The sequence below is a fragment of the Pseudomonas sp. SJZ078 genome (genome assembly GCF_007828255.1).
Lineage (GTDB): Bacteria > Pseudomonadota > Gammaproteobacteria > Pseudomonadales > Pseudomonadaceae > Aquipseudomonas.
On sequence record NZ_VIUG01000002.1, the window covers coordinates 58,924 to 78,125 of the forward strand.

Sequence of the window (19,202 nt, forward strand, 5' to 3'; positions counted from 1 at the left end):
GCCGATTTGAATACCTTTGCCTGGGGAGTCCATTGACATGGAGCGTTTGACCCGCATTCTGGCCGTGCTGACCCGCTGGGGCTTGGGTCTGTGCGCGCTGCTGCTGGTACTGCTGGCGCTGTATGTCAGCCTGGGGCGGGAACTGGCGCCGCTGGTAGCCGAATACCGTACCGAGATCGAGCGCCGGGCCACCGAAACGCTGGGCATGCCGTTGCGGGTTGGAAGCCTTGAGGGCAAATGGAGTGGCCTGGCGCCGATTCTGCTGGCTCGCGACGTGATGATCGGCGATGGCGCCAATGCCATGCACCTGGACGAGGTGCGTGCCGTGCCCGACCTGTGGGCCAGCCTGCTGGCCCGCCAGGTACGCATCGCCCACCTGGAGCTCGGGGGCCTGAAGATCAGCCTCAAGGAAGGCGCCGACGGCAAGTGGGCCCTGGAAGGCCTGCCGGTCAAGGACGATCAACCGTTCGACCCGCAGCAATTGTTTGATCGCATGCAGATGGTCTCGAAGCTTTCGATCCTGGACAGCCAGGTGACTTTGCAGCCGCTGGATCAAGCACCGCTGACCCTGACCTATGTGGGCCTGAGTCTCAGGACCGGCGTCAGCCGCCAGCGCCTGGATGCGCGCCTGACCCTGCCCGACGGGCAACCGCTGGCAATCAACCTGCGTACCCGGATCCGCGCCGCCGATTGGAAGAACGGCCAGGCCGAAGCCTACCTGAGCCTGCCACAGAGCGACTGGTCGAAATGGCTGCCGAAGCGCCTGACCCGCGAATGGCATTTCTCCCAGGCCAAGGCCGGCGGCGAGTTCTGGCTGAGTTGGGGGAATGGCACGCTGCAAAGTGCCGCAGTGCGCCTGAATGCGCCGGACATCAGCGGCGCCTACGCCGAGCGCAAGCCGGTACAGATCCGTAACCTGGCACTCAACGGCTATTTCCAGCGCGGCAGCGACGGGTTCACCGCGACGTTCGATTCCCTGGCGATGAGCCTGGGGGAAACCCGCTGGGAATCGCGCTTGCAACTGCAGCAGAGTGCGGCCACCGAGAAGGCTGAAGAACTCTGGCATCTACAGGCCGATCGTCTCGACCTGACTCCGATTACGCCGCTGCTCAATGCCTTGGCGCCTTTGCCCGAGGGGGTCGCGACGGCCATCGACCGTCTCAGGTTCACTGGCGCGCTGCGCAACGTGTGGGTGGACTACCGGCCGCAGAATGCCGGTGATCGCAAGGTCAGCTTTGCCACCAACCTGGACACGGTGGGTTTCAATGCCTATCACGGTGCCCCCGCAGCGCGTAACGTCTCGGGCAGCCTCAGCGGCGATCTCGGCGGCGGCGAGCTGCGCATGGACAGCAAGGATTTTTCCCTGCACCTGGACCCGATCTTCGCCAAGCCCTGGCAATACCTGCAGGCCAATGCGCGGCTGACCTGGAAGCTCGACCAGCAAGGTTTCACCCTGATCGCGCCCTACCTGAAGGTGCTGGGGGAGGAGGGCCGGATTGCCGGCGATTTCCTGATCCGCCTGCATTTCGATCACAGCCAGGAAGACTACATGGACTTGCGGGTCGGCCTGGTGGACGGCGACGGGCGTTACACCGGCAAGTACCTGCCGGCGGTGCTGAGCCCGGCTCTGGATGAGTGGCTGCGCACGGCCATCGTCAAGGGGGCCGTGGATGAAGGGTTTTTCCAGTACCAGGGCTCGCTGAACCACGGCGCCGAGGACGCGGCCCGCAGCATCAGCCTGTTCTTCAAGGTGCATGACGCCGAACTGGCCTTCCAGCCGGGCTGGCCTTCGGTTGGCAAGGTCAGCGGCGATGTCTTCGTCGAAGACAGCGGCGTGCGCATCTTCGCCAGCCAGGGACAATTGCTGGACACCCAGGTCAAGGACGTGGCGGTGAACATTCCCCATGCCCCGAATGGGCAGCATTCCCATCTGCTGCTGGAGGGCGGGTTCGCCGGGGGGCTGGGGGACGGGCTGAAAATCCTGCAGACGGCGCCCATCGGCACGGCTGAGACATTCGCCGGCTGGGAAGGCGAAGGCGGCCTGCAAGGTTCTGTGAAACTCGATATTCCCTTGGCCAAGGGAGACCCACCGAAGATCCTGGTGGACTTCAGCACCGACAACGCCCGGCTCAAGCTCAGCGATCCGGTGCTGGAGCTGACTCAGCTCAAGGGCGATTTCCGCTTCGACAGCAGTAAGGGGCTGAGCGGCAAGAACATCGCCACCCGGGCGTTCGACCGACCTTTGACCGCGCAGATCTTTGCCGATGGCCGTGCCGGTGCGCTCAATACCCGGGTGGTGGCGTCCGGGCGTCTGGAGGTCAAAAAACTCACCGACTGGCTGAACGTTACCCAGCCGTTGCCTGTTTCCGGGGTCGTTCCTTACCAATTGCAGGTGATACTCGACGGCGCCGACAGCCAGTTGTCGGTCAGTTCCAACCTCAAGGGCGTGGCGGTGGACCTGCCGGCGCCCTTCGGCATGACGGCCGACACCGGGCGAGACACGGTGTTCCGCATGACGCTGCAGGGGCCGGAGCGGCGTTACTGGGTCAATTATGGCGACCTCGCCAGCTTCACTTACGCAGCGCCGGGCGGGAAGCCGGCCGATGGTCGCGGCGAGCTGTTGCTCGGGGGCGGCGATGCTGTCTTGCCGGGAGCCAAAGGGGTGCGGCTGCGTGGGACACTGTCGGAACTGGATGTCGGGCCGTGGCAGGACCTGCTGAACAAGTACGCCGGACAGGACCCGAGCGGCAGCGCCAAGCAACTGCTCAGCGGTGTCGATCTGAAGGTGGGCAAGCTCACGGCCATGGGAACGACCCTGGACCAGGCCTCGGTGCAGCTCGACCGTAAGCCGGATGCCTGGGCCCTGGGTCTCGACAGCCAGCAGGCCAAGGGCAGCGCCAGCCTCCCGGATGCGAAAAGCACTCCGATCGGGATCAAGCTCGATTACGTTCGCCTGCCGGCCGCGGACCCGACGGTGCAAGCCGATGAGAACGCGCCGGATCCGCTGGCATCGGTGGACCCGACCCGGATCCCGGCCATGGATATCGCGATTGCCCAATTGTTCCAGGGACCGGATCTGATCGGTGCCTGGTCGTTGAAGGTGCGTCCGACCAGCAAGGGCATTGCGCTGAATAATCTGGACATGGGTCTCAAGGGCATGGTGTTGCAGGGCAGTGGCGGCTGGGAAGGCGTGCCCGGTTCCACCCGCAGCTGGTACAAGGGGCGTATCGGCGGCAAGAACCTGGCTGATGTGCTCAAGGGCTGGGGATTCGCCCCAAGCGTGACCAGCCAGGACTTCCACCTGGACGTCGACGGCAATTGGCCTGGCTCACCGGCGTGGGTCGCGACCAAGCGCTTTTCCGGCAGCCTCGATGCGTCGTTGAGCAAGGGCCAGTTCGTCGAGGTCGAGGGCAGCGCCCAGGCGTTGCGGGTGTTCGGCCTGTTGAACTTCAACTCCATCGGCCGACGGCTGCGGCTGGACTTCTCCGACCTGTTCGGCAAAGGCCTGAGCTACGATCGCGTCAAGGGGCTGTTGGTGGCGAGCAATGGCGTCTACGTGACCCGTGAACCCATTACCCTGACGGGGCCTTCGAGCAACCTGGAACTCAACGGGACATTGGACATGGTGGCTGACCGGGTCGACGCCAAGTTGCAGGTGACATTACCGGTGACCAACAACCTGCCGATTGCCGCGCTGATTGTCGGCGCACCGGCGGTGGGCGGTGCGCTGTTTTTGATCGACAAGCTGATCGGCGACCGCGTGGCGCGTTTTGCCAGCGTAAGATACGACGTCAAGGGGCCGTGGAAAGAGCCGAAGATCACTTTCGACAAACCGTTCTGATAGACAACGCCAACTTCTGTGGGAGCGGGCTTGCTCGCGAATGCGTCGGCACATTCAACATTGTTCTGAGAGATGCACCGCTTTCGCGAGTAAGCCTGCTCCCACAAGGTGAGCGATGCAACAGATGAGGAAGCACCATGCCAGTCGCAGTAATCCAAATGGTCAGCCAAAGCGATGTACTCGCCAACCTGGCCCGGGCCCGTGTGCTGTTGGAGCAGGCCGCCGCTGGCGGTGCTCGGCTGGCGGTGTTGCCGGAAAACTTCGCGGCGATGGGACGGCGGGACGTGGCCGACATCGGTCGTGCCGAAGCCATCGGTCAGGGACCGATCCTGCCCTGGTTGAAACAGACTGCCCGTGACCTCAGGTTATGGATTGTGGCCGGCACGTTGCCCCTGCCGCCGGTGGACCGGCCCGAGGCCAAGGCCCATGCCTGCTCGCTGCTGGTGGACGATCAGGGCCAGATCGTGGCGCGGTACGACAAGCTGCACCTGTTCGACGTGGATGTGGCCGACAATCGTGGGCGCTACCGCGAGTCTGATGACTATGCTTATGGCGGTAACGTGGTAGTTGCCGATACGCCAGTGGGCAAGGTCGGCCTGACGGTCTGCTATGACTTGCGTTTTCCGGAGCTGTACAGCGAGCTGCGGGCTGCCGGCGCCGAGTTGATCACGGCGCCCTCGGCGTTCACCGCCGTCACCGGTGCGGCTCATTGGGAGGTGCTGATTCGCGCCCGGGCCATCGAAACCCAGTGTTATGTGCTGGCGGCCGCCCAAGGGGGCGTGCATCCGGGGCCTCGGGAGACCTTTGGTCATGCGGCCATTGTCGACCCGTGGGGGCGAGTGCTGGCGCAACAGGATCAAGGCGAAGGCGTGCTGCTGGCCGAGCGCGACAGCAGCGAACAGGCGTCCATCCGGGCGCGCATGCCGGTGGCCAGCCATCGGCGCTTTTTCTCGCAGGGCGCTCGACAGCGACCTGTCCAAGACGACGAATTCAAGGCGTAAAACATATGAGCGGGTTGTTGTCCTCAGTCAGTGAACACCTTCTAGCCCCCGGCGGCGTGACCCTCGAAAGCCTGCAAGGCGTGCTGGGCGACCTGGCCGGTCCGGGTATCGACGCGGCCGACCTGTATTTCCAGGGTCAGATTTCCGAGTCCTGGTCCCTGGAAGACGGCATCGTCAAGGAAGGCAGTTTCAACCTTGACCAGGGCGTGGGCGTGCGTGCCCAGTCCGGCGAGAAAACCGGCTTTGCCTACAGCAATGCCATTACCCTCGAAGCCCTAGGGGCTGCGGTCCGTGCGGCGCGTTCGATTTCCCGGGCCGGGCAGAACGGCACGGTGCAGGCCTTCAGCAGGCAGGATGTCGCGCAGTTGTATGCGCCGGATAATCCGCTGGAAGTCATGAGCCGGGCCGAGAAGGTCGAACTGCTCAAGCGCATCGACGTCGCCACCCGGGCCCTCGATCCACGCATCCAACAGGTATCCGTGAGCATGGCCGGTGTCTGGGAACGCATCCTCGTGGCTTCCACCGACGGCGGCCTGGCGGCGGATGTTCGGCCGCTGGTGCGCTTCAACGTCAGCGTGATAGTCGAGCAGAACGGTCGCCGCGAGCGCGGTGGTCACGGCGGAGGCGGGCGTACCGACTACCGCTATTTCCTCAGCGAAGACCGCGCCATGGGTTATGCCCGGGAGGCCCTGCGCCAGGCGCTGGTCAACCTGGAGGCTATTCCTGCGCCGGCTGGCACGTTGCCGGTGGTGCTGGGGTCCGGTTGGTCCGGCGTGCTGCTGCACGAAGCGGTGGGGCATGGCCTGGAGGGCGATTTCAACCGCAAGGGCAGTTCAGCCTACAGCGGGCGCATGGGCGAAATGGTCGCTTCGAAACTCTGCACCATTGTCGACGATGGCACCTTGGCCGGGCGGCGCGGCTCGCTGAGCGTCGACGACGAGGGCACCCCGACCGAGTGCACCACGCTGATCGAGAACGGGGTGCTCAAGGGCTACATGCAGGACAAGCTCAACGCCCGGCTGATGGGCGTGGCCCGTACCGGCAACGGCCGCCGTGAGTCTTATGCGCACCTGCCGATGCCGCGCATGACCAACACCTACATGCTGGGCGGTCAAAGCGATCCGGCGGAAATTATCGCTTCGGTGAAAAAAGGCATCTACTGCGCCAACCTCGGCGGCGGTCAGGTGGACATCACCAGCGGCAAATTCGTGTTCTCCACCAGCGAGGCCTACCTGATCGAGGACGGCAAGATCACCGCGCCGGTCAAGGGCGCCACGCTGATCGGTAACGGACCGGAGGCCATGAGCAAGGTGTCGATGGTCGGCAACGACCTGGCCCTGGACAGCGGTGTAGGGACGTGCGGCAAGGACGGGCAGTCGGTGCCGGTGGGTGTCGGTCAGCCGACCCTGAAGATCGATGCGATTACCGTGGGTGGCACGGGCGCATGACAGGAACAGCGGGTGGAGTACGAGCCTCCACCCGCGGACATCACTCAGCGCAGGCCGCGTTGAGTCTCGTCCAGCTCACGGATGTACTTGAAGATTTTACGGCTCGAAGCCGGTGGCTTGTTCTGCGCGACTTCGTGCTGGGCCTGACGGATCAGCGAGCGCAGCTGCTGGCGATCGGCCTCGGGGTAGTCGACGACGAATTTTTCCAGGGTGCCGTCGTCGCCTGCGATCAAGCGATCGCGCCAGCGTTCCAGGTTATGGAAGCGTTCGTTGTACTGCCGGGTGGAGGCGTCGAGTTGATCGAGCAGGACCAGGATGGCGTCAGTGTCCTGATCACGCATCAGTTTGCCGATGAACTGCAGGTGCCGTTTACGCGCGATGTTCGCGGTGTGCTTGGGCGCATCGGCCAGAGCCCGGCGCAAGGCGTCGGTCAAGGGCAATTTGGCCAGCAAGTCAGGCTTGAGTGTTGTCAGGCGCTCGCCGAGGTCAACCAGAGCATGCAGCTCGCGTTTGACCTGGGATTTGCTTTTTTCACCCTCGTAGAGGGAGTCGTCGTAAGAATCAACCATGGGGGCAGTCCGCAAAGAAACGCCGCCATGATAACCAGTCGGGGGCCGCTTGTCCGGCCCGGTCGCTCGAAGGCCTTACCGAAAGCAGAATTTGAGTGGAGAAAGCCATGAGTGCAGTTCAGAGCGTCGGCCCGCAAGCATTGCCGGCACTGCAAGAACAGGTCGAGCAGATCCTTGCCGAAGCCAAACGGCAGGGCGCCAGTGCCTGTGAGGTGGCGGTGTCCCTGGAGCAGGGTCTGTCGACGTCGGTACGCCAGCGTGAGGTGGAAACCGTCGAGTTCAATCGCGACCAGGGGTTCGGCATCACCTTGTACGTCGGCCAACGCAAGGGCTCGGCCAGCACATCGGCCAGCGGCCCGGACGCGATTCGCGAAACCGTCGCCGCGGCACTGGCGATTGCCCAGCACACCTCCGAAGACGAAGCTTCGGGCTTGGCCGATGCCGCCCTGATGTGTAAGGAGACGCGGGATTTCGATCTGTTCCACGCCTGGGATATCACTCCCGAGCAGGCCATCGAGCAGGCGTTGCGTTGTGAAGCGGCAGCATTCGATACCGATCCGCGGATCAAGAATGCCGACGGCACGACGCTCAATACCCATCAGGGTTGCCGGGTGTACGGTAACAGCCAGGGCTTCATCGGCGGCTATGCCTCGACCCGTCACAGCCTCAGCTGCGTGATGATTGCCGAGGCCAATGGCCAGATGCAGCGTGATTACTGGTACGACGTGAACCGCCAGGGCAGTCTGCTGGCGGATCCGCTGGTGATTGGTCGCAAAGCCGCGCAACGGGCGGCCAGTCGCCTGGGCGCGCGACCGGTGCCGACCTGTGAAGTGCCGGTGCTGTTTGCCGCCGAGCTGGCCGGTGGTTTGTTCGGCAGCTTCCTGTCGGCGGTGTCCGGCGGCAACCTGTATCGCAAGTCCTCGTTCCTCGAAGGCGCCCTGGGTCAGAAACTGTTCCCGGAGTGGATGACCATCGACGAACGCCCGCACTTGATGCAGGCCATGGGCAGTTCGGCTTTCGACGGTGATGGCCTGGCCACGTATGCCAAGCCGTTCGTGGAGAGGGGGGAGCTGGTGTCCTACATCCTCGGCACCTATTCGGGCCGCAAACTCGGCATGCCGAGCACCGCCAATGCCGGTGGCGTGCACAACCTGTTCGTGACCCATGGCGAAGAGGACCAGGTGGCCTTGCTGCGGCGGATGGGCCGGGGCCTGCTGGTGACGGAACTGATGGGCCACGGCCTGAACATGGTCACCGGCGACTATTCCCGTGGCGCGGCCGGCTTCTGGGTCGAAAACGGCGAGATCCAGTTCCCGGTCCAGGAAGTGACCATTGCTGGCAACATGCGCGATATGTTCAAGCAAATCGTGGCTGTGGGGAATGACCTGGAGCTGCGCAGCAACATCCGCACCGGTTCGGTGTTGATCGAGCGGATGATGGTGGCGGGTAGCTGAGGCCAAGGGCATGAAAAAGGCGCGTCATTTCTGAATGACGCGCCTTTTTTGCGTACGTAGAACCCAGGGGGTATCCCCTTGCCACAAAAGCCAGTCTCAAGTCGACATGGCCGAGGGCTTACTCGCCCTCATCAAAATAATTCTTGATCAACGCCTCCAGCGCATCCATTGCTTCCTGCGCTTTGTCCCCTTCCGTTACCAGGTGGATCGTGGTGCCTTTGCCGGCAGCCAGCATCATCATCGCCATGATGCTTTTACCGTCGATCATGGTGCTAGGGTCAGGTGTGCGACCGACGCGGATGGTAGTGTCCTTGAACTGGCCCGCAACCCCGACGAATTTGGCTGAAGCCCGGGCGTGCAAGCCCAACTTGTTGATGATTTCAATTTCCCGAGCAGGCATCGCGATGTGGATCCTTTAGCTGAGGTCGCGGTGGCGAACCTGGACGTTCTTCAGGGATTGTTGGAGGAGCTGGCCCAGGCGCTCGGTCAGGTAGACGGAGCGATGATGACCACCGGTACAGCCGATGGCAATCGTGACATAGGCGCGGTTGCTGGCGGCAAACCGGGGCAGCCATTTGAGCAGGTAGCCGGAGATGTCCTGGAACATTTCCTCGACATCTGGTTGGGCAGCCAGGTAGTCGATCACCGGCTGGTCGAGCCCGGATTGCTCGCGCAGCTCCGGTTTCCAATAAGGGTTGGGCAGGCAACGCACATCGAACACCAGGTCGGCGTCTACCGGCATGCCACGCTTGAAGCCGAACGACTCCACCAGGAACGCCGTGCCTGGCTCCGGCTGGTTCAACAGACGCAACTTGATGGTGTCGCGCAGCTGATACAGATTCAGGTTCGTGGTGTTGACCTTCAGGTCTGCCAGGTCAGCGATCGGCCCGAGCAACTGGCTTTCGTCTTCGATAGCTTCGGCCAGGGAGCGGTTGGCATTGCTCAGCGGGTGGCGCCGTCGGGTCTCGGAGAAACGCTTGAGCAGCGTTTCATCATCGGCATCCAGGTACAGCACATCGCATTGGATATGCCGGTTGCGCACTTCCTCGAGCAGTTCGGGAAAGCGTGACAGGTGGCTCGGCAGGTTGCGTGCATCGATGGAAACCGCCACCAGCGGTTGCGCCAGCTCGGTGTGAATCAGCGCCCGTTCGGCCAACTCCGGCAGCAGGCCCGCCGGCAGGTTGTCGATGCAATAGTAGCCGCTGTCCTCAAGCACATTGAGTGCCGTGCTTTTACCGGAGCCGGAGCGACCGCTGACGATGATCAGGCGCATGATTAATGACCGTTCTGCTCGTCCAGGACTACCTGATACAAGTCTTCGTTGCTCTTTGCGCTGCGCAGTCTTTCGCGCACTTCCTTGCGGTCCAGCATGCTGGCGATCTGGCGCAGCAGCTCAAGATGCGCATCGGTCGCGGCTTCCGGAACCAGCAGTACGAACAGCAGGTCGACCGGTTCGCCGTCGATGGCGTCGAAATCAATGGCGGCTTCAAGGTGCACCAGTGCACTGATCGGGGCGGTACAACCCTTGAGGCGGCAGTGGGGAATGGCGATGCCGTTGCCAAAACCGGTGGAACCGAGTTTTTCACGGGCAATCAGGGCCTCGAAGACGTCCTGCATTTCCAGACCTTCGACGTCAAGGTGGATCAGGTCGGCGATTTGTTCGAGGGCTTTCTTTTTACTGCCTCCCAGCACGTTCACCTTGGAACGGCTGGGGGTCAGGATGGTTTCTAGTCGGATCATGGATTGGGGGGGTTAACGACCGGTAGCGCCCTGGAGGAGGCTCTGGGTCTTTTCCTTATGCTTTTTGAGTTGGCGATCCAGCTTGTCGGTCAGCAGGTCAATCGCGGCATACATGTCTGTGTGCTCCGCATTGGCAACCACCTCTCCGCCGGGAATATGCAACGTGGCTTCGATTTTCTGCAGCAGCTTCTCGACGTTCATCGTGACCTGCACGTTGGTGATCTTGTCGAAATGCCTTTCCAATCGGTCGAGTTTTTCGCCGATGTAGGTACGCAGGGGTTCGGTCACTTCCAGTTGGTGTCCACTGATGTTGACTTGCATACAGCTTCTCCTTCGTTGCCAGTGCATAAAGCGGCAGGCAGAAATGCCTGCCACTGGAACGCTGTGGCGTGGCCTTGTTACATCAACCGCTTGCGTTCACTCGAAGGCGCGATCCCGAGGGATTCACGATACTTGGCGACGGTACGGCGGGCCACCTGAATGCCTTGTGCCTCCAGTAAACCAGCGATCTTGCTGTCACTCAACGGCTTTTTCTGATTTTCCGCGGCCACCAGTTTCTTGATGATCGCGCGGATGGCCGTGGAAGAGCATTCGCCGCCTTCGGAGGTGCTGACGTGGCTGGAGAAAAAATATTTCAATTCGTAGATACCCCGTGGGGTATGCATGAATTTCTGCGTGGTCACCCGGGAGATTGTCGACTCGTGCATGCCCACCGCCTCGGCAATGTCATGCAGGACCAACGGTTTCATCGCTTCGTCGCCATAGTCCAGGAAGCCCCGTTGATGCTCGACGATCTGGGTGGCGACCTTCATCAGGGTTTCGTTGCGACTCTGCAGGCTCTTGATGAACCAGCGCGCTTCCTGCAACTGGTTGCGCATGAAGGTGTTGTCGGCGCTGGTGTCGGCGCGTCTTACAAAGCCCGCATATTGGGCGTTGACCCGTAGCTTGGGGACCGATTCCTGGTTCAGTTCCACCAGCCAGCGATCGTTGTGCTTGCGCACGATCACGTCCGGAACCACGTACTCGGGTTCGGTGGCCTCGATCTGTGAGCCAGGGCGCGGGTTGAGGCTCTGGACCAGTTCGATCACCTGGCGCAGTTCATCTTCCTTGAGCTTCATACGGCGCATCAGCTGGCTATAGTCGCGGCCGCCGAGCAGGTCGATATAGTCGGTGACCAGTCGCTTGGCTTCGGCCAGCCACGGTGTCTTGGCTGGCAGCTGGCGCAGTTGCAGCAGCAGGCACTCACCCAGGTTGCGGGCGCCGATGCCGGCCGGCTCGAACTGTTGGATACGGTGCAGGACGGCTTCGATCTCGTCCAGCTCGATGTCCAGCTCCGGATCGAAGGCTTCGAGGATTTCCTCGAGGGTTTCGTCCAGGTAGCCCTGGTTGTTGATGCAGTCGATGAGTGTCACGGCGATCAGGCGATCGGTATCGGACATCGGTGCCAGGTTCAGTTGCCACAGGAGGTGGCTTTGCAGGCTTTCACCGGCAGAGGTACGCGTGGTGAAGTCCCACTCGTCATCGTCGCTGCTCGGCAGGCTGCTGGCACTGGTCTGGTAGACGTCTTCCCAGGCCGTGTCCACGGGCAGGTCGTTGGGGATGCGTTCGTTCCATTCGCCATCCTCGAGGTTATCCACCGTCGGGGCGGCTTCTTCCTGGTAGGAGGTTTCCTGAATCTCGGTATTGGGTTTCTGCTCGACGTTGTCGGCCAGTGGATCGGTGTTGTCGAAGTCGTCGCCTTCTTCCTGGCGTTCGAGCATCGGATTGGATTCCAGGGCCTCCTGGATTTCCTGTTGAAGGTCCAGGGTCGACAATTGGAGCAGGCGGATGGCCTGTTGCAGCTGCGGTGTCATCGTCAGCTGCTGGCCCATTCTCAAGACTAGCGATGGTTTCATGGCAGGGGCTTAACACCTTATTCGCCGGCGCACATGCGCCATCCACTACAAGGGCGCCGAAGCGCCAAACCTTAAGCAAATTATATGCCTGAAACCGAGGTGTTTGCCTAGGGGTAGCTCTCAATTAGTTTCCCGATGATAGGGGATTCACTGAGAGCGTCCCGAGGCGCTGCCGGGTTGAATCGACGGCGCCGGGACAGCTTGCCAGGCACTTCGCGCTTACAGGCGGAACTCATGGCCCAGATACACTTCCTTGACCAGTTCGTTGGCCAGGATGGTGGCGGAGTCACCTTCAGCGATCAATTGACCGTCATTGACGATATAGGCGGTTTCGCAGATGTCCAGCGTCTCGCGTACGTTGTGGTCGGTGATCAGCACGCCGATCCCCTTGGCCTTGAGATGGTGGATGATCTGTTTGATGTCGCCCACCGAAATCGGGTCCACGCCGGCGAATGGTTCGTCGAGCAGGATGAATTTCGGTGCAGTGGCCAGGGCGCGGGCAATTTCCACCCGGCGCCGTTCGCCGCCGGACAAGCTCATGCCCAGGTTGTCGCGGATGTGGCTGATGTGAAATTCCTGCAACAGGCTTTCCAGTTCCTGGCGACGACCGGCCTTGTCGAGTTCCTTGCGGGTTTCGAGGATCGCCATGATGTTGTCGGCGACCGACAGTTTGCGAAAGATCGACGCTTCCTGTGGAAGGTAGCCGATGCCGGCCTTTGCCCGGCCATGCATCGGCTGGTGGCTGACGTCCAGCTCATCGATCAGGACGCGGCCCTGATCGGCCTGGACCAGGCCGACGATCATGTAGAAACAGGTGGTCTTGCCCGCGCCGTTGGGGCCGAGGAGGCCGACGATCTGGCCGCTGTCGATGGACAGGCTGACATCACGCACGACCTGACGGCCCTTGTAGCTCTTGGCCAGGTGCTGAGCTTTCAGAGTTGCCATTACTGGGCCTTTTGCTCGGTTTTCTTTTTCGGCTGGATCACCATATCGATCCGCGGACGCTGCTCGGTCACCTTGCTGCCGGTGGCGCGGCCGGCGCTGGCGAGTTTCTTGTTGGTGTCGTAGACGATTTTCTCGCCCTGGGTGACGTTGTTGTCCTTGTCGATGACCTTGGCGCGGTCGATCAGGACCACGCGATCCTGGGAGGCGTGGTATTGGATGGTCACCCCGTAGCCCTGCACGGGCTTGGTGTCGCCGGCCGTTTGCAACTGCTCGAAATAAGCCAGGTTGCCCACCGAGGTCACCACGTCGATATCGCCGGACTGGGTGCGGGTGATGGTCACGGTATTGCCGGTGACCTTCATCGAGCCCTGGGTGATGATCACGTCGCCCTTGTAGGTGGCGATACCGTTCTTGTCGTCCAATTGGGCGTCGTCGGCCTGGATACGGATAGGCTGGTCGCGGTCATTGGGAAGAGACCAGGCGCTCGCGCTTCCCAGTGCTGCGCCCAGACTGAGCAAAATAGGGAGGGTTTTAGCGAGCTTCATACTGTCCTCTTACGTTCGATAGCAGGTGTATCCTGCTTTCCTTCAGATACGCTTTCATTCCTGTGCCGGTCGATACACCACCGGCGCCGTCGATTCTAACGGGTTGCTCGGTCTGCGCATATTGTTGTTGCGGGAACACGGTCATGCGAGTGCTGGTGATGATGGTCGTGCGATTCTTCTCGTCGGTTCGCGCGACGCGCACCGAGTCGATCAGTTCCACTTCGGTACCGCCGGAATTGACTTCGGCGCGCTTGCTCTGCACGTGCCAGGGGAACGCCGTGCCACGGAACATGTTCAGGTCCGGATTGGCGACCAGGGTAATGTCGGTGGCCTTGACGTGATCGACCTTGTCTGACGTCATTTCGTACTGCACCTTGCCATCAGGCAAGTATTGCAGTGTATGCGTGTTGGTCGCATACCAGTCGATATCGTTCGCCTCGACCTGGACGGCGGGGCGATCGAGAAAGCGTTCGGGGCTGATGTTCCAGTAGCCCACCGCCGCGAAAATCGCCGCGATGCACGCGAACAGCAGGATGGTGCGAATCTTCTTGCTCAGCATAGATGGCTCACAGGTACGCGGCGTTGGCCGCTTCGAGGCGGCCCTGGGCGCGCAGGATCAGTTCGCAGAATTCACGGGCCGCGCCTTCGCCGCCCCGTGCGGTAGTGACGCCATGGGCGTGTTCGCGAACGAAACCGGCCGCATTGGCCACTGCCATGCCCAGGCCAACCCGGCGAATCACCGGCAGGTCTGGCAGATCGTCACCCAGGTAGGCGACCTGTTCATAGCTCAGGTTGAGTTGGCCCAGGAGCTCGTCCAGAACCACCAGTTTATCCTCGCGCCCCTGATAAAGGTGGGGAATGCCGAGGTTCTTCGCGCGCCGCTCGACCACCGGGGTCTTGCGGCCGCTGATGATAGCCGTCTGCACACCGGCGGCCATCAGCATCTTGATGCCTTGGCCGTCGAGGGTATTGAAGGTCTTGAACTCGCTGCCGTCCTCGAGGAAATACAGGCGTCCGTCGGTCAGCACGCCGTCCACGTCGAACACGGCCAGCTTGATGTCTTTACCGCGTTGCAGCAGGTCTGTATTCATTTACATGACTCCCGCACGCAGCAAGTCGTGCATGTTCAGGGCACCCACCGGGCGGTCTTCGGCGTCGACCACCACCAGGGCGCTGATCTTGTGGTCTTCCATGATTTTCAGGGCTTCGGCGGCGAGCATTTCTGCGCGGGCCGTCTTGCCGTGGGGTGTCATGACCTGGTCGATGGTGGCGCTGTGTACATCGATGGTGCGGTCCAGGGTGCGACGCAGGTCGCCGTCGGTGAAGATCCCGGCGAGCTTGCCGTCGGCCTCGAGGATCACTGTCATGCCCAGGCCTTTGCGGGTCATTTCCATGAGCGCGTCCTTGAGCAGCGTGCCGCGTTGTACCTGGGGCAGCTCTTCACCAGCGTGCATCACGTTTTCGACCTTCAGCAGCAGGCGGCGACCCAGGGCTCCACCGGGGTGGGAGAAGGCAAAATCTTCCGCGGTGAACCCCCTGGCTTCCAGCAGAGCCACGGCCAGTGCATCGCCCATGACCAGGGCCGCAGTGGTGGACGAGGTCGGTGCCAGGTTCAGCGGGCAGGCTTCGTGTTCTACATGAACGTTGAGGTTCACTTCGGCGGCCTTGGCCAGCGGCGAATCCGGGTTCCCGGTGAGGCTGATCAGCCGGATGCCCAGACGCTTGATCAGCGGCAGCAGCGTAATGATTTCATTGGTGGAGCCGGAGTTGGACAGCGCCAGGATGATGTCATCCCGGGTGATCATGCCCATGTCACCGTGGCTGGCTTCGGCCGGGTGGACGAAGAATGCCGTGGTGCCCGTGCTGGCCAGGGTTGCGGCGATCTTGTTGCCGACGTGCCCGGACTTGCCCATGCCAACCACGACGACTCGGCCTTTGCTGGTCAGAATCATCTCGCAGGCGCGTACGAAATCAGCGTCGATGCGGGGCAGCAAGCCTTGCACGGCTTCGAGCTCTAGGCGGATGGTACGTTGTGCCGATTGGATCAGATCGCTGGATTGGCTCATGTCAGAAATCGTATAGCCCGATGAAAAGGCGGCGATTATAACGGCAATGAACAATTCCCTCACGCTAGTTCGTCATGCTTCGTGCAAACACCTCGCCGGGTTTGAATAAAATGTACTCATTTACCTTAAGCCAGGCTTAACCGGGCAGGGGTGGCCCTTGGGCGCGTGGCCGTTGCAGTGATATAGTTCGCCGCCGGTCCGGATGCCCGGCGGTCGCGACGTTTATCGGCTGGCCAGGGCATTCGGATGTGAGGCTGCATCGCAAGGAGTTTAGATGAGTGCCGACAACGCCTACGCGGTCGAGCTGAAGGGGCTGTCCTTCAAGCGAGGGACGCGCAGCATTTTCAATGACATCGATATTCGCATTCCGCGCGGCAAGGTGACCGGCATCATGGGGCCTTCCGGGTGCGGCAAGACCACGCTGCTGCGCCTGATGGGCGCGCAGTTGCGCCCCAGTGCCGGTGAAGTCTGGGTCAATGGCCAGAATCTTCCCAAGCTGTCGCGCAGCGACCTGTTCGATGCGCGCAAACACATGGGCGTGCTGTTCCAGAGTGGCGCGCTGTTCACCGATCTCGACGTGTTCGAGAACGTGGCGTTCCCGCTGCGGGTCCATACCGACCTGCCGGAAGAGATGATCCGTGACATTGTCCTGCTCAAATTGCAGGCGGTCGGGCTGCGTGGCGCCCTCGATCTGATGCCGGACGAGCTGTCCGGCGGCATGAAGCGCCGGGTCGCACTGGCGCGGGCGATTGCCCTCGATCCGAAAATCCTCATGTACGACGAGCCCTTCGTCGGGCAGGACCCGATCGCCATGGGCGTGTTGGTGCGCCTGATACGCCTGCTCAACGATGCGCTGGGCATCACTAGCATCGTGGTGTCCCACGACCTGGCCGAAACCGCCAGCATCGCGGACTACATCTATGTGGTCGGCGATGGCCAGGTATTGGGGCAGGGTACGCCCCAGGAATTGAAGGCTTCGGACAACCCGCGCATTCGCCAATTCATGAAGGGTGATCCGGACGGTCCGGTGGCGTTCCATTTTCCAGCCACGGATTACCGTACCGATCTGTTGGGGAAGCGCTGATGCGCAAGAAATCATTGATAGAAAGAATTCGCCTGTTCGGCCGTTCCGGCATCGACGTGCTGGCGGTACTGGGCCGTTCCACACTGTTCCTGGCCCATGCGTTGCTGGGGCGCAACTCCACGGGTGGCGGTTTTGGCCTGCTGGTCAAGCAACTGCATTCGGTGGGGGTGATGTCCCTGGTGATCATCGTGGTGTCCGGGATCTTCATCGGCATGGTGCTGGCGTTGCAGGGGTTCAACATCCTGTCCAGCTACGGTTCGGAGCAGGCGGTCGGGCAGATGGTCTCCCTGACGCTGTTGCGTGAACTCGGCCCGGTGGTGACCGCGTTACTGTTCGCCGGGCGTGCCGGTTCGGCGCTGACGGCCGAAATCGGTAACATGAAGTCCACCGAGCAGTTGTCCAGCCTGGAAATGATCGGCGTAGACCCGCTCAAGTACATTATTGCCCCGCGCCTGTGGGCCGGCTTCATTTCCCTGCCGGTGCTGGCGATTATCTTCAGCGTCGTCGGGATCTGGGGTGGTTCATGGGTGGCCGTCGACTGGCTGGGCGTCTATGAAGGTTCGTACTGGTCCAACATGCAAAACAGCGTCGACTTTCTCGACGATGTGCTCAACGGCGTCATCAAGAGCGCCGTATTCGCGTTCGTGGTGACCTGGATCGCCGTGTTTCAAGGCTATGACTGCGAGCCCACGTCTGAGGGGATCAGCCGTGCCACAACCAAGACCGTGGTGTACGCCTCGTTGGCGGTTCTGGGCCTTGACTTTATTCTGACCGCCTTGATGTTTGGAGATTTCTGATGCAAAACCGCACCCTGGAAATCGGTGTCGGCCTTTTCCTGCTGGCCGGCATCCTGGCTTTGTTGCTGCTGGCCCTGCGCGTCAGCGGCCTGGCGCCGACCGCGAATACCGATACTTATAAACTTTATGCTTATTTTGACAATATCGCCGGTTTGACGGTCAGAGCCAAGGTGACCATGGCCGGTGTCACCATCGGCAAGGTCACGGCAATCGATCTGGATCGCGACAGTTTCACCGGACGGGTGACGCTGCAGCTGGAAAAGCGCGTGGATAACCTGCCGACCGATTCCACTGCATCTATCCTTACGGCGGGCCTGCTGGGTGAGAAATACATCGGTATCAGCGTAGGCGGGGAAGAAACCCTGCTCAAGGACGGTGGGACCATCCATGACACGCAGTCGTCGCTGGTGCTCGAGGACCTGATCGGGAAATTCCTGCTCAATACCGTTAGCAAAGACGCCAAATGAGGAGCCTTTCGATGATCTCTATCTTGCGACGCAGCCTGTTGGTCCTGCTGGCAGCCCTGCCGCTGATGACCAATGCCCTGGCGGCGCCTTCCGCCCACGACATCATCCAGGACACCACGACCCGGTTGTTGGCAGACCTTGCTGCCAACAAGGAGAAATACAAGCAGGATCCGGGCGCGTTCTATGACGCGCTGAACGGCATTGTCGGTCCGGTGGTGGACGCCGATGGCATCTCCCGCAGCATCATGACGGTCAAGTACTCGCGTAAGGCAACCCCTGCGCAGATGACCCGCTTCCAGGAAAACTTCAAGCGCAGCCTGATGCAGTTCTATGGCAACGCCTTGCTCGAATACAACAACCAGGGCATCACTGTTGGGCCGGCGAAGGACGAAAGTGGTACCCGCACCAGCGTCGACATGCAGGTCAAGGGCAACAACGGTGCTATCTACCCGGTTTCCTACACGCTCGAACAGCTGAACGGCGAGTGGAAGGTGCGCAACGTGATCATCAACGGCATCAACATCGGCAAGTTGTTCCGCGACCAGTTCGCCGATGCGATGCAACGCAATGGCAATGACCTGGACAAGACCATCGATGGTTGGGCCGGCGAAGTCGCCAAGGCCAAGGAAGTGACCGAGCAAGCCAAGGAGAAGCAGGAGCAATGATCGAGTCGGTGGGTGAGTCGGCCGTTCGTCTGGGCGAAGCCGGTGAGTTGTTGCTCAGTGGCGTGCTGGACTATCGCACCGGTCCGGACCTGCGCCAGCAGGGCCAGGCGCTGATCAAGTCCGTCAGTGCCGCCGAGGTGGTCATTGACTGCTCGGCGGTGCAGAAATCCAGCAGTGTCGGCTTGTCGCTGCTGTTGTGCTTCATGCGGGACGCCAAGGCGGCCGGCAAAACGTGGAGCATCCGTGGGATGCCCGAAGACATGCGCGAAATAGCCCAGGTCAGTGAACTGACCGAGCTGTTGGCGCACTCCTGACCCACATCGTTGGAAAAGTCCCCCCGTCAGAGTCCTGCTTCGCGGGGTTCGCAGGCGCGGGGCTTTTTTGTATGATGTGCGACCCGCGCGCACAGGGCGCCGATTGAGGTTGAGCATGCAGGCTGTAGAAGTGAAGAGCTTCCTTGAAGGAAAGCTGCCTGGTACGAAGGTGGAAGTTGAGGGCGAAGGCTGCAACTTCCAGCTGAACGTGATCAGCGATGAACTGGCGGCGTTGAGCCCAGTGAAGCGTCAGCAGAGCATCTATGCCCATTTGAACCCATGGATTGCCGATGGCAGCATCCACGCGGTCACGATGAAATTTTTCAGCAGCGCGGCCTGGGCCGAGCGCACCTGAGCCCAAGGGCCTCGAG

Annotated in this window: 21 protein-coding genes; 10 read left to right on the forward strand and 11 right to left on the reverse strand. The window is 61.5% G+C overall.

Translation table 11 applies throughout. The features are described from left to right. Nucleotides 1-37 precede the first annotated feature (37 nt). The 3 genes from FBY02_RS02115 (at nucleotide 38) to tldD (ending at nucleotide 6,290) form a co-directional block, all read left to right on the forward strand. The gene (locus tag FBY02_RS02115) at nucleotides 38-3,841 is read left to right on the forward strand and encodes a YhdP family protein (protein ID WP_144922785.1); all 3,804 of its coding nucleotides are present in this window, start codon (nucleotides 38-40) and stop codon (nucleotides 3,839-3,841) included. A gap of 137 nt (nucleotides 3,842-3,978) precedes the next feature. Beyond that, a complete protein-coding gene (locus FBY02_RS02120) occupies nucleotides 3,979-4,842 on the forward strand; it encodes a carbon-nitrogen hydrolase family protein (protein WP_144922788.1) in 864 nt (287 codons plus the stop codon). 5 nt (nucleotides 4,843-4,847) lie between these two features. After that, nucleotides 4,848-6,290, forward strand: a complete 1,443-nt coding sequence (tldD, locus tag FBY02_RS02125) for a metalloprotease TldD (protein WP_144922791.1) — start codon at nucleotides 4,848-4,850, stop codon at nucleotides 6,288-6,290. Nucleotides 6,291-6,334: 44 nt separating this feature from the next. Here the strand turns inward: tldD and yjgA are convergent, their stop codons facing one another. Further along, a complete protein-coding gene (gene yjgA / locus FBY02_RS02130) occupies nucleotides 6,335-6,859 on the reverse strand; it encodes a ribosome biogenesis factor YjgA (protein ID WP_041020876.1) in 525 nt (174 codons plus the stop codon). A 107-nt stretch (nucleotides 6,860-6,966) separates the two neighbouring features. Between yjgA and pmbA the strand changes: the two genes are divergently transcribed. After that, entirely contained in the window at nucleotides 6,967-8,313 is a 1,347-nt protein-coding gene (gene pmbA / locus FBY02_RS02135; protein ID WP_144922794.1) for a metalloprotease PmbA, read from the forward strand. Nucleotides 8,314-8,431: 118 nt separating this feature from the next. Here pmbA and FBY02_RS02140 read toward each other — a convergent pair whose 3' ends face one another. The 10 genes from FBY02_RS02140 to FBY02_RS02185 all read right to left on the reverse strand — a co-directional run bounded on the left by FBY02_RS02140 (nucleotide 8,432) and on the right by FBY02_RS02185 (nucleotide 15,504). Then, a complete protein-coding gene (locus tag FBY02_RS02140) occupies nucleotides 8,432-8,713 on the reverse strand; it encodes an HPr family phosphocarrier protein (protein WP_144922797.1) in 282 nt (93 codons plus the stop codon). Nucleotides 8,714-8,728: 15 nt separating this feature from the next. Then, nucleotides 8,729-9,586 (reverse strand): RNase adapter RapZ, encoded by an 858-nt coding sequence (gene rapZ, locus FBY02_RS02145; RefSeq protein WP_144922800.1) that lies wholly within the window; start codon nucleotides 9,584-9,586, stop codon nucleotides 8,729-8,731. Nucleotides 9,587-9,588: 2 nt separating this feature from the next. Continuing rightward, a complete protein-coding gene (ptsN, locus tag FBY02_RS02150) occupies nucleotides 9,589-10,053 on the reverse strand; it encodes a PTS IIA-like nitrogen regulatory protein PtsN (RefSeq protein WP_144922803.1) in 465 nt (154 codons plus the stop codon). 12 nt (nucleotides 10,054-10,065) lie between these two features. Next, nucleotides 10,066-10,374: a ribosome hibernation-promoting factor, HPF/YfiA family gene (gene hpf / locus FBY02_RS02155; RefSeq protein WP_003178005.1), complete on the reverse strand. Its 309-nt coding sequence runs from the start codon at nucleotides 10,372-10,374 to the stop codon at nucleotides 10,066-10,068. A gap of 77 nt (nucleotides 10,375-10,451) precedes the next feature. Then, a complete protein-coding gene (locus FBY02_RS02160) occupies nucleotides 10,452-11,948 on the reverse strand; it encodes an RNA polymerase factor sigma-54 (RefSeq protein WP_144922806.1) in 1,497 nt (498 codons plus the stop codon). Nucleotides 11,949-12,167: 219 nt separating this feature from the next. Beyond that, entirely contained in the window at nucleotides 12,168-12,893 is a 726-nt protein-coding gene (lptB, locus tag FBY02_RS02165; RefSeq protein WP_144922809.1) for an LPS export ABC transporter ATP-binding protein, read from the reverse strand. After that, the gene (lptA, locus tag FBY02_RS02170; RefSeq protein ID WP_144922812.1) at nucleotides 12,893-13,438 is read right to left on the reverse strand and encodes a lipopolysaccharide transport periplasmic protein LptA; all 546 of its coding nucleotides are present in this window, start codon (nucleotides 13,436-13,438) and stop codon (nucleotides 12,893-12,895) included. Before lptA ends, lptB begins: the two co-directional genes overlap by 1 nt. Continuing rightward, nucleotides 13,425-13,997, reverse strand: a complete 573-nt coding sequence (gene lptC / locus FBY02_RS02175; protein ID WP_144922815.1) for an LPS export ABC transporter periplasmic protein LptC — start codon at nucleotides 13,995-13,997, stop codon at nucleotides 13,425-13,427. The genes lptA and lptC overlap by 14 nt, the downstream gene beginning before the upstream one ends. Nucleotides 13,998-14,004: 7 nt before the next feature. After that, nucleotides 14,005-14,529, reverse strand: coding sequence for an HAD family hydrolase (locus FBY02_RS02180; RefSeq protein WP_144922818.1), 525 nt, complete (start codon nucleotides 14,527-14,529; stop codon nucleotides 14,005-14,007). Then, nucleotides 14,530-15,504, reverse strand: a complete 975-nt coding sequence (locus tag FBY02_RS02185; RefSeq protein ID WP_144922821.1) for a KpsF/GutQ family sugar-phosphate isomerase — start codon at nucleotides 15,502-15,504, stop codon at nucleotides 14,530-14,532. It lies immediately after the preceding gene. A 274-nt stretch (nucleotides 15,505-15,778) separates the two neighbouring features. Between FBY02_RS02185 and FBY02_RS02190 the strand changes: the two genes are divergently transcribed. The 6 genes from FBY02_RS02190 to FBY02_RS02215 all read left to right on the forward strand — a co-directional run bounded on the left by FBY02_RS02190 (nucleotide 15,779) and on the right by FBY02_RS02215 (nucleotide 19,186). After that, a complete protein-coding gene (locus FBY02_RS02190) occupies nucleotides 15,779-16,588 on the forward strand; it encodes an ATP-binding cassette domain-containing protein (RefSeq protein WP_041020865.1) in 810 nt (269 codons plus the stop codon). Beyond that, nucleotides 16,588-17,385, forward strand: a complete 798-nt coding sequence (gene mlaE / locus FBY02_RS02195; RefSeq protein WP_144922824.1) for a lipid asymmetry maintenance ABC transporter permease subunit MlaE — start codon at nucleotides 16,588-16,590, stop codon at nucleotides 17,383-17,385. The genes FBY02_RS02190 and mlaE overlap by 1 nt, the downstream gene beginning before the upstream one ends. Next, entirely contained in the window at nucleotides 17,385-17,852 is a 468-nt protein-coding gene (gene mlaD, locus FBY02_RS02200; RefSeq protein WP_041020863.1) for an outer membrane lipid asymmetry maintenance protein MlaD, read from the forward strand. Before mlaE ends, mlaD begins: the two co-directional genes overlap by 1 nt. An 11-nt stretch (nucleotides 17,853-17,863) precedes the next feature. Beyond that, complete coding sequence (locus FBY02_RS02205; RefSeq protein ID WP_041020862.1) at nucleotides 17,864-18,517, forward strand: phospholipid-binding protein MlaC; 654 nt, start codon at nucleotides 17,864-17,866, stop codon at nucleotides 18,515-18,517. 8 nt (nucleotides 18,518-18,525) lie between these two features. Then, nucleotides 18,526-18,831: a lipid asymmetry maintenance protein MlaB gene (locus tag FBY02_RS02210; protein WP_144923472.1), complete on the forward strand. Its 306-nt coding sequence runs from the start codon at nucleotides 18,526-18,528 to the stop codon at nucleotides 18,829-18,831. Nucleotides 18,832-18,946: 115 nt separating this feature from the next. Further along, nucleotides 18,947-19,186 carry a BolA family protein gene (locus FBY02_RS02215; RefSeq protein WP_144922827.1) on the forward strand — a complete coding sequence of 80 codons (240 nt, stop codon included), beginning with the start codon at nucleotides 18,947-18,949 and terminating at the stop codon, nucleotides 19,184-19,186. Nucleotides 19,187-19,202 lie beyond the last annotated feature (16 nt).